The 4,334-nt window shown below is 51.1% G+C and carries 4 protein-coding genes; 1 reads left to right on the top strand and 3 read right to left on the bottom strand.

Annotated features, from left to right (window positions below; genetic code table 11):
- The 3 genes from MHN01_RS18045 to MHN01_RS18035 all read right to left on the bottom strand — a co-directional run.
- The coding region (locus MHN01_RS18045; protein WP_239412609.1) for a response regulator at window positions 1–524 on the bottom strand (524 nt) is incomplete at its 3' end.
- Window positions 521–2,233, bottom strand: a complete 1,713-nt coding sequence (locus MHN01_RS18040) for a transporter substrate-binding domain-containing protein (protein WP_239412608.1) — start codon at window positions 2,231–2,233, stop codon at window positions 521–523. The genes MHN01_RS18040 and MHN01_RS18045, both read right to left, overlap by 4 nt.
- A gap of 217 nt (window positions 2,234–2,450) precedes the next feature.
- On the bottom strand, window positions 2,451–3,572 hold the full coding sequence (locus MHN01_RS18035) for a M20/M25/M40 family metallo-hydrolase (RefSeq protein WP_239412607.1): 1,122 nt from the start codon (window positions 3,570–3,572) through the stop codon (window positions 2,451–2,453).
- A 176-nt stretch (window positions 3,573–3,748) separates the two neighbouring features.
- Here MHN01_RS18035 and MHN01_RS18030 point away from each other — a divergent pair.
- Window positions 3,749–4,334 (top strand): RimK family alpha-L-glutamate ligase (locus tag MHN01_RS18030; protein ID WP_304622873.1); only part of this gene is annotated, 586 nt, incomplete at its 3' end.

Below are 4,334 nucleotides of genomic sequence, written 5' to 3'. Positions count from 1 at the left end.
GGTGCAACGGATTCAAGATACTGAAATACCGATCGCATGCCTTTGTCTTCGGTGATAATCGACGAAAAAGCCTCTGGCCGTTCCAGGGTGTCGGTAAGGAAACGACGACGCATCTCCTGATTCTCAAGACGCATTTCCTGCATCAGGATGGCGCGTTTGATCCCCTCGATAAGCCGATCTTCTTCTGTGGTCTTGACGAAGTAGTCGTAGGCACCCAGCCGGATGCAGTTCACCGCAGTTTCCAGTTGATTCAGGCCGCTTATGATAATCACGCCGATTTCCGGATACTCTTCGACAATTTGCTGGAGCAGGACTTCGCCGGAGACATTGGGCATCGTCAGATCCAGCAGCACCAGGCCGATATTCTCCCGGGCGATGATATCCATGACTTCCCGGCTGTCCTGGCATTGGAAAATGTGGTTGATGCCGCCCCGTCGTTCCAGAACAATGCTGAGACTGCGGAGAAAGGCCGCCTCATCATCAACCAGCAAGACGCCAAAACTAGGGTAGCGATTAATATTCATGAAGATGTTGTTCCTTTAATGGCGGGTAGCGAAAGGGTTACACAGGTGCCCTGAGCGAGTTTGGAATCGTAGGCCAAGGTACCACCATGCTCCTGGACAATGCTGAAAGATACCGACAGGCCAAGCCCGGTACCTCCTTGTTCCCGTTTGGTGGTAAAGAAAGGATCGCTCAGGTGGGGCAGGTGCTCGGGATCAATCCCACGTCCCTGGTCGCAAACCTCAAATTTAAGCATATTGTCGTGCGCCAGGTAGAAAGTGCGAACTGAAATACCATTGTCCGGGCTTTCCAGTGCCTGGCAGGCATTGATGATTAGGTTGATCACAACCTGTTCGATACGCTGGGCGTTGCCCTCAAAGCATGGCAGGTTTTCGGCGTATTCAACGTTAAAGTGATGGGTCGACTTGGAAATAGTATTGTCGACCAGGCGAATGGCTGTGGCGACAACATCGTTTAGATCGACAGTTTCACTCAGCTCGGTCGGCTCCTGGCGGGCAAAATCCCTGAGATCATCGACAATCCTGCGGATCCTGTGAGTACCGGTCAGCATGTCGTCAAGCATTGGCGGGATTTCGTCTCGCATCCGGCTGTAAGCCAACCCTCCGATAAGAAAATCACCGTGTTCCTGATAATGGGCTTCAAGGATATCTTCTGCATCCTGATAGACATCTTTGAGGATCGGCAGGTTGAGCAACAGCAGGCTGCTGGGGTTGTTGATTTCGTGGGCGACGCCAGAGACCAGTATCCCGAGAGAAGTCATTTTGTCAGCCTGAATAAGCTGCTGCTGTTGCAGTTGCTGCTCCTGGGTGCGTCTTGCTACCTCCCGGCTCAGGGCCCGGTTCCAGAACATGATAATACTGAGGATCAACAGCAGCAGGGTCGAGACAAAAGCGGCAGCCAAGCCGAGATTTTTCCAGCCCATGCCCTTTTCTTCTAGAGGGCCCAGCCACTTGTCGTACAGCGCCTGCTGTCGTCCGGTATTTTTGAGGATAGCAAGACCTTCGCTGAACTGGGCCAGCAGATCTTGTTTACCTTTCAGCACCGAGTAGCCATAGAGCTGGGCTCCGAAAGGTTTGCCCGCAGGGATGATGTTGGAGAGTTCGAGCGCCTTGCCAGTGTACAAGCCAGGCAGGTTCGCTACCAGCGCGTAATCATGCTTTCCTGAAGCCAGAAGTCTCAGCGCATCGGCATGGGTATCAACCAGCACTAATTTGGCACCGACTTTATTTTGCAACAGGTAATCATGCATGATGCCACCGCTTTGTACGATGACCTCTTTGCCTTTCAGTTCGGTGAGCTCAGAAATTGTCGGTGAGCCTTTACGGGTGAAAATGGACTGATGGACTATCGCATGTGGTGGCGAGAAGTCATAGCCTTTGGCGCGTTCTTTGGAAAACACCATTCCCTGCAAGGCGTCAATTTCACCGGTCTCTAGTTGGTGACGCATTTCGTCCCAGCCGCCGAGCTGGATATCGACCTTGATCCCCATGACCTCCGCGATAGCCAGTGTCAGTTCGGTATTATAGCCGTCCGGCTCGCCTTTCTCGTTGAGAAACTCGTAGGGCGGGTAATTATGGTCGCCACCCACCCGGATTGTCTCGCCATGTCCGGCCGCCTCGGCAGAAAGGGGAAAGACACCGATCAAAAAAGCAATGCTCGTCAGAAGGATGCCGGTCAGGGGGCTTTTTGCCTTGGGGAAGGTGAAAATCATACTGTTGTCCTTAGTGCTGAAGGTCTAGTTGCCTGAATGTGTCGTCAGCACCGAGCTAACCCGTTTGTTCCGTGGTGGCTTTGTTATTGATATTTTATATATTTGTAGCGAATAGCCAAGCGATATAGCTACAACTAATGATAGCGCCCTCAATTAGGTTAAGGGCGCTATACGAACGAGTCAGTGAACTCTAATCGAAAGGTCGGGGAGGAGGCCGTTATTGTGAGTTTATGGTGTTTTGTTTGGGGCTATAATGGCGAATTATTGCAGTAACTTCTTCGATACGGCGGCAAAAGCTGCGTTTTGAGGCCCGTTCGAACTCAGTATGATCACCGTCGCCATAAGGACCGAAACCATCGAGTGTCGGTAGTCCGGCTCCGGAGGTGACATTGGCATCGCTGACACCACCGCGTTGCTCGGTCTTGAGCGGATATCCCAGCAGATGGGAAAGCTTGTCGATGAGAGCCTGCTGTTCAGTTGATGGCGTCATGACATCTCGCTGAAGGCCACCGCTAAAGCTAGCGCTTACTCCCTCAATACCGTGCTGGTGGATCAGCGCGGGGATAGCGTCGAGTACACGCCGTTGCTCTTCGGTCTGGGTGAAACGTGCTTCAACCATCAGTTGGGCATGTGGCGAGATGGTGTTGGCACTGATCCCTCCTTTGATTTTGCCGACGTTGATGGTCGTTCCTTGCTCCAGGTTGGTCAGCTCCGTCAGGGTTAGGAGCAACTTGGCTGCTGCGAGGTTGGCATTTTTGCCCTGGCTGTATTGGTTACCGGCATGAGCGGCAACACCGTTAAGCTCGACACAATAGGTTGCAACGCCTTTGCGTCCGTTGACAACTTCATGATCTTCCCCGGCAGCTTCAAAGTCCAGGCAGGCATCATATCTGGTGGCAAGTTCTTGGGTGATGGCCTTGCTGTCGTCACTGCCAGTCTCTTCGTCACTGACCAGAAGAAAGTCGACATTGCAAAGCTGTCCGTGTTCGGCAAATACATGGCGCAGTGCAGACAAGGCGACAAAGTTGCCTCCTTTCATATCACAGCTACCGGGGCCGTAAATCCACTCTTCATTTTCTCTGAAACCTTCGAAGGAATGTGGCGGGAAAACAGTATCTAAATGCCCTAAGAGAAGCAGCTTTGGCAGCCCTTGTATCTTTGTGCTGCTAAACAGCAAATGGTTACCAATGTTTTCCCGGTAATAGACAGTGGTGGTCATTCCCAGAGCTTCCAGCCAAGCCTGCATCATTCTGCCATTCGCATCGACACCTTGTTTGTTTTGCGTCCATGAGTTCTCTTCTATCAACGCTTTGAGATCAGCGTAATTGATACCTTTCACAACTTGATTCCTTCCTCAGATTTAGCGAACTGCAGAATTCTCGCAGAGAATTTCCACCTAGCTCACTGTTATCAACAATATGCGACACTATGATATGAAACCATATTACTGCCTTGCTGTAATCTTTCTGTGCTCTAGTGGCATATTTTGAGGTTTGAATGATTAAGGAGAAAATCATGGCCCCTCCCCGTGTTGGTTTGTGGATGTATCAGAATTCAGGTGGAACAGACATTGAGCGCAAGATTGTTGCTCAGCTAAATGAAAGGAATATAGAGGCAATTACCGGGCTGGACCTGGGTGAAGCCTCGGCGCACAACGGCAGTATCTTTTGCAATGGTCATATGATGGACGAGCTGGACCTGTTCTTTTCTTATAACGCTGGTCAGCAGACGCCGTACCAGGTGTACTTGTACCAGACCCTGAGCAGCATGATCCCGACTATCAATAACTATGCGGCGTTTGAACTGACCGAAGATAAGTTCCGAACGGCGCACTTGTTGAAGAAACACGGCATTCCTACCTCAGACTATATTGTCTGTAACAAAAACAATATCGAACAACTCAGGGAGCACCTGCGGTTCTGGCAGGGTAAGGCTATCTGCAAGCCGGTGAACGGCTGGGGGGGGAACGGGATCATCAAGCTTGAGAGCGAACGTGATCTTGACTTGATCCACCCGTATATCACCAAGCAAAGCTCGCCGCAGTTCTATATCGAGCGGGTGATTGAAAATGACTTTACCGACTACCGGATTGATATTGTCG

The organism is Photobacterium sp. OFAV2-7 (genome assembly GCF_022347985.1).
In the GTDB taxonomy this organism is placed as follows: Bacteria; Pseudomonadota; Gammaproteobacteria; order Enterobacterales; family Vibrionaceae; genus Photobacterium.
This window is presented reverse-complemented; position numbering and strand designations above follow the sequence as displayed.

Bases quoted from the DNA above. Each gene is read 5' to 3' on its own strand.
- MHN01_RS18040 (WP_239412608.1), bottom strand. From the start codon at position 2,233: ATGATTTTCACCTTCCCCAAGGCAAAAAGCCCCCTGACCGGCATCCTT.